This is a genomic window from Pseudomonas sp. P5_A2_2 (assembly GCF_054177685.1).
This window is the reverse complement of record NZ_JBGCUL010000338.1, coordinates 1-4,604: the sequence shown is the minus strand read 5'-3', so window position 1 is coordinate 4,604 and position 4,604 is coordinate 1. Positions and strand designations below refer to the sequence as shown.

Genomic DNA, 4,604 nt, shown 5'->3' with positions numbered 1-4,604 from the left:
GCCTCGCGCAATGGTTGCCGAAGGATTTCGCCTGGCAGGGTCGTCTCAACGCCGACCTGCAACTGGACCTGCCGGCCAGCGGCCCGAACGGCCAGATCAGCGTCGATGCCGGCGGCGGCACGTTGCGCATCAAGGAAAAGGAGCAGTGGCTGGACTTCCCGTACCAGACCCTGAAACTCACCAGCAAACTCACGCCCAAACGCATCGACACCGAGCTCAATTTCGTCGGTGGCAAACTCGGTGAGTTGATGGTGCAGGCGCAGCTCAATCCGTTGCCGAAGAACAAACCGTTGAGCGGCTCGTTCCGCTTGAGCGGGCTGGACCTGTCGGTGGCGCGACCGTTCGTGCCGATGGTCGAGAAACTGACCGGGCGCTTGAACGGCAGCGGCACGATTTCCGGCGGGCTGCTGGCGCMGCAAGTCAACGGCAGTCTGCAACTCAGCGACGGTCAGATCTCCGGGCCTGAATTGCCGATGGAGCTGAAAAACCTGCACGTTCAAGCTCTCATCGCCGGTGAAAGCGTAGAACTGAACGGCGGCTGGAGCAGCGGCAAGGCCGGGCAGGGCAGCCTGAACGGCAACATAGCCTGGGGTCAGGCACTGGTGGTGGACCTGGCGCTCAAGGGCTCGCAGTTACCGGTCACCGTCGAGCCATACGCCAAGCTGGAAGTCGCACCGGACCTGAAAATCTCGATGAAGGGCGACGAGTTGGCCATCGTCGGCAAAGTGCTGGTGCCCAAGGGCGAAATCACCATTCGCGAGTTGCCGCCGTCAACGGTCAAGGTCTCCGATGACACGGTGATCGTCGGTCAGCAAACCGAGGAGGGCAAACCGCCGCTGGCGATGAAGATGGACATCGAAGTGCTGGTCGGCGAGGACAAGCTGAGCTTCGCCGGGTTTGGCTTGACCGCGAATGTGCAGGGGCATGTGCACATCGGTGACAACATGGACACCCGTGGCGAGCTGTGGCTAAACGATGGCCGATACCGCGCCTACGGCCAGCGGCTTTCGGTGCGCCGGGCACGCTTGCTGTTCGCCGGGCCCATCGATCAGCCGTATCTGGACATCGAGGCCATTCGCAAGACCGACGATATCATCGCCGGCATTCGCCTGAGTGGCAGCGCCGAGCAGCCGACCACACAGATCTTTTCCGAACCGGCCATGAGCCAGGAGGAGGCCCTGTCTTATCTGGTGCTCGGGCGTCCGCTGAGCAGCAATGGTGAAGACAACAACATGCTCGCCCAGGCAGCCCTCGGTCTGGGCTTGATGGGCAGTTCCGGAGTGACCAGTGGTCTGGCCAAGAACCTGGGCATCCAGGACTTCCAGCTTGACACTCAGGGCAGCGGTACCACCACCAGTGTGGTGGCCAGCGGCAACCTTTCCGAGAAGCTCAGCCTGCGCTATGGCGTCGGTGTGTTCGAACCGGCCAACACCATTGCCTTGCGCTACAAGCTGAGCAAGAAGGTCTATCTCGAAGCTGCTGGCGGCGTGGCCAGTTCGCTGGATATCTTCTACAAGCGGGATTTCTAGGCCTGCGTTTTCTTTAAAACCGAGTCGCCCCCATCGCGAGCAAGCTCGCTCCCACAAGGTCCAGTGCGATCCTTGTGGGAGCGAGCTTGCTCCGGGCGGCGTTCCGACGATGGCGTCAGAGTGGCCGCAACAAATTCCGACACCGTTTGTCAACTATTTACAAAGCTTGCTAACTATTGCATTGACATTCGCTGCCTAGGCAGTAACATCTCGACATACATTCACTGCCTAGGCAGCTAATTGGTGGTCAGATGAAACATTTCTCTCCGGAAGATTTCCAGAATTGCCATCTCGGCCTGTTGCTCGGGCGCGCCGCGCTGCTCAAGGACCGGATCATCGACACCCACATGGAACCCCACGGCATTACCGCCGCGCAGTTCAAGGTGTTGATCATCATGGCCCAGTTCGGCGTCGATTCGCCGGGCGAGTTGTGCCGTCACCTGTCCCTCGACAGCGGCTCGATGACGCGCATGCTCGATCGCCTGGAACAGAAAGGTTTCCTTGCCCGCCAACGCTCCGAGGCGGATCGCCGCCAGGTGCAGTTGGTACTGACCGAAGAAGGGCAGAAGCTGGCCGACCGCCTGCCGCACATCGGCGCCGAAGCCATGAATGAACTGGCCGGTGCAATCACTCCAGAAGAATTGAAAACCCTGGAGCTGATCCTGAAGAAAATTCTGGTGGCAGCCGGTGACGCGATCACCCTGCTGCGGGTAGGTGACAAATGAGCAGTAACCCCTTGCGTACCGGCCTGAGCCTGGTGTTGTTGGCCATGAGCCTGGCCGGTTGCGCCAGTTACAGCGGCCTGAAAACCGAAGGCGTCAACCTCGATGCGAAGAGCCTCAAGGCCGGGCAATCCCTTGGCGGCGTGACCCTGTCGCCAGCCGCCTGGCCGAAAAGCGACTGGTGGAAAAGCCTCGGCGACCCGCAACTCGACGGTCTGATCCGCGAGGCCCTGCGCGACAGTCCGGACATGCAGATCGCCGACGCCCGTGCCCATCAGGCCAGCGCTGCCGCTTCCGCAGCCGACGCCGAGCGGATGCCGACCCTGGATGCCAGCGCCGGTGTCAGCCGCTCTCGCCTGGCCCGAGACCAGGACCCGCGCGGGCAGGGTGATGCATACGCCACCATTCGCAACATAAGCACCGGTTTCAATTACAACTTCGACCTGTGGGGTGGCCAGCGCGATGCCTGGGAAGCCGCTCTGGGCCAGGCTCGTGCCGCCGAAGTCGACCAGCAGGCCGCGCAACTGACGCTGGCCGCCGATGTCGCCCGGGCCTACAGCGATCTGGGGCAGGCGCACATCGTCTATGACCTGTCCAGCGAAGACCTCAAGCGCACCCGACAAATGCTCGAGCTGAGCCAGCGGCGCCTGACTGCCGGGATCGACAGCCAGTATCAGTTCCAGCAGACCGAAAGCCTCGAAGCCAYATCCCAGGCCAATCTGATCGATGCCGAAAAACGCCTGAACAGCACGAAAATCGCGCTTGCGGTGCTGCTCGGCAAAGGTCCGGACCGAGGCAATGAAATTGCCCGTCCGAACATTCTTCAGCCGAGTGCGGTAGCGCTACCTTCAGTGCTGCCGGCCGAGTTGCTCGGGCGTCGCCCGGACCTGGTGGCCGCGCGCTGGCGGGTCGAGGCGGCGAGCAAAAACATCGATGCCGGCAAGACCCGGTTCTATCCCAACTTGAACCTCAGCGCCGCTGCCGGTGCCGAATCCCTGTTGGGCGATGCGATGTTTGGTTCGGCCAGCCGCTTCTTCAACATTGCACCGACGATCTCTGTGCCGATTTTCGACGGTGGCCGCCTGCGCGCCGACCTCGATTCGCGCGACGCCGATTACGACCTCGCCGTGGCGCAGTACAACAAAAGCCTGGTGAAGGCGCTGGGGGATGTCAGTGACAGCATCAACCAGCTGCGTGATATCGGCCGGCAGATCGCTGCCCAACAGCACGCCACCGACATCGCCCAGGATTCCTACAACACCGTGGTCCAGCGTTACGGTTCCGGCATCGGCAACTACCTGGACGTGCTCAGCATCGAGCAGCAATTGCTCCAGGCCCAGCGTCAGCTGGCCAACCTGAATGCCGAGCAGATTGACCTGTCGATCCAGTTGATGCAGGCGCTGGGCGGCGGATTCCAGCCTGAGGCCATCGCCTCGGCCAACGCCACGCCAGCCACGCTGACCCACTAATTCAAGGTACTTGTCATGGCCACTGCCGATACAACTCAACCTCCTGAAAACACCCAGGGCAACCCCAATTCGGGCAAGCGCAAATTCATGCTGTTGATCCTGGCGGCCTTCGTCGTGCTGAGCGGCGCGGGCGTCTGGGCCTACCACGAATTCTACGGGCGCTGGAGCGAAAGCACCGACGACGCCTATGTGAACGGCAACGTGGTGGAAATCACGCCGCTGGTCACCGGCACCGTGGTCAGCATCGGCGCCGATGACGGCGATCTGGTCCATGAAGGCCAGGTGCTGGTGAACTTCGACCCGAACGACGCCGAAATCGGGTTGCAAAACGCCCAGGCCAATCTGGCCCGCACCGTGCGTCAGGTGCGCGGCTTGTACAGCGATGTGGATGGCATGAAAGCCCAGGTCAACGCCCAGAAAGCCGAAGTGCAAAAGGCCCAGGACAACTTCAGCCGACGCAAGAATCTCGCCGCTGGCGGGGCGATTTCCCAGGAAGAGCTGTCCCACGCCCGCGACGACCTGACCTCGGCGCAAAACGCCCTGGCCAACGCCGAACAAAGGCTCAAGACCACCAGCGCGCTGGTCGATGACACCGTGGTTTCGTCGCACCCGGACGTGATGGCCGCCGCCGCGCAATTGCGTCAGGCCTACCTGAACAACTCGCGCAGCGTCCTGATTGCACCGGTCACCGGTTATGTGGCCAAACGCTCTGTACAGCTTGGTCAGCGTGTACAACCGGGTACCGCGCTGATGGCGGTGATTCCGCTGGATCAGCTGTGGATCGACGCCAACTTCAAGGAAACCCAGCTGCGTGACATGCGTATCGGTCAGCCGGTGGAGATCGAAACCGACCTCTACGGCAGCGACGTGAAGTACAGCGGCAC

4 protein-coding genes are annotated in these 4,604 nt (G+C 61.9%); all 4 read left to right on the top strand.

The features are described 5' to 3' along the window. The coding region (locus tag ACXRVY_RS17775; protein ID WP_458237882.1) for a translocation/assembly module TamB domain-containing protein at positions 1 to 1,529 on the top strand (1,529 nt) is incomplete at its 5' end. A gap of 251 nt (positions 1,530 to 1,780) precedes the next feature. Next, positions 1,781 to 2,254, top strand: coding sequence for a MarR family winged helix-turn-helix transcriptional regulator (locus tag ACXRVY_RS17770; protein ID WP_223461520.1), 474 nt, complete (start codon positions 1,781 to 1,783; stop codon positions 2,252 to 2,254). Next, a complete protein-coding gene (locus tag ACXRVY_RS17765) occupies positions 2,251 to 3,720 on the top strand; it encodes an efflux transporter outer membrane subunit (RefSeq protein WP_458237881.1) in 1,470 nt (489 codons plus the stop codon). The genes ACXRVY_RS17770 and ACXRVY_RS17765 overlap by 4 nt, the downstream gene beginning before the upstream one ends. Before the next feature lie 15 nt (positions 3,721 to 3,735). Beyond that, positions 3,736 to 4,604: efflux RND transporter periplasmic adaptor subunit (locus ACXRVY_RS17760; protein ID WP_458237880.1), on the top strand; the 869-nt coding region annotated here is incomplete at its 3' end.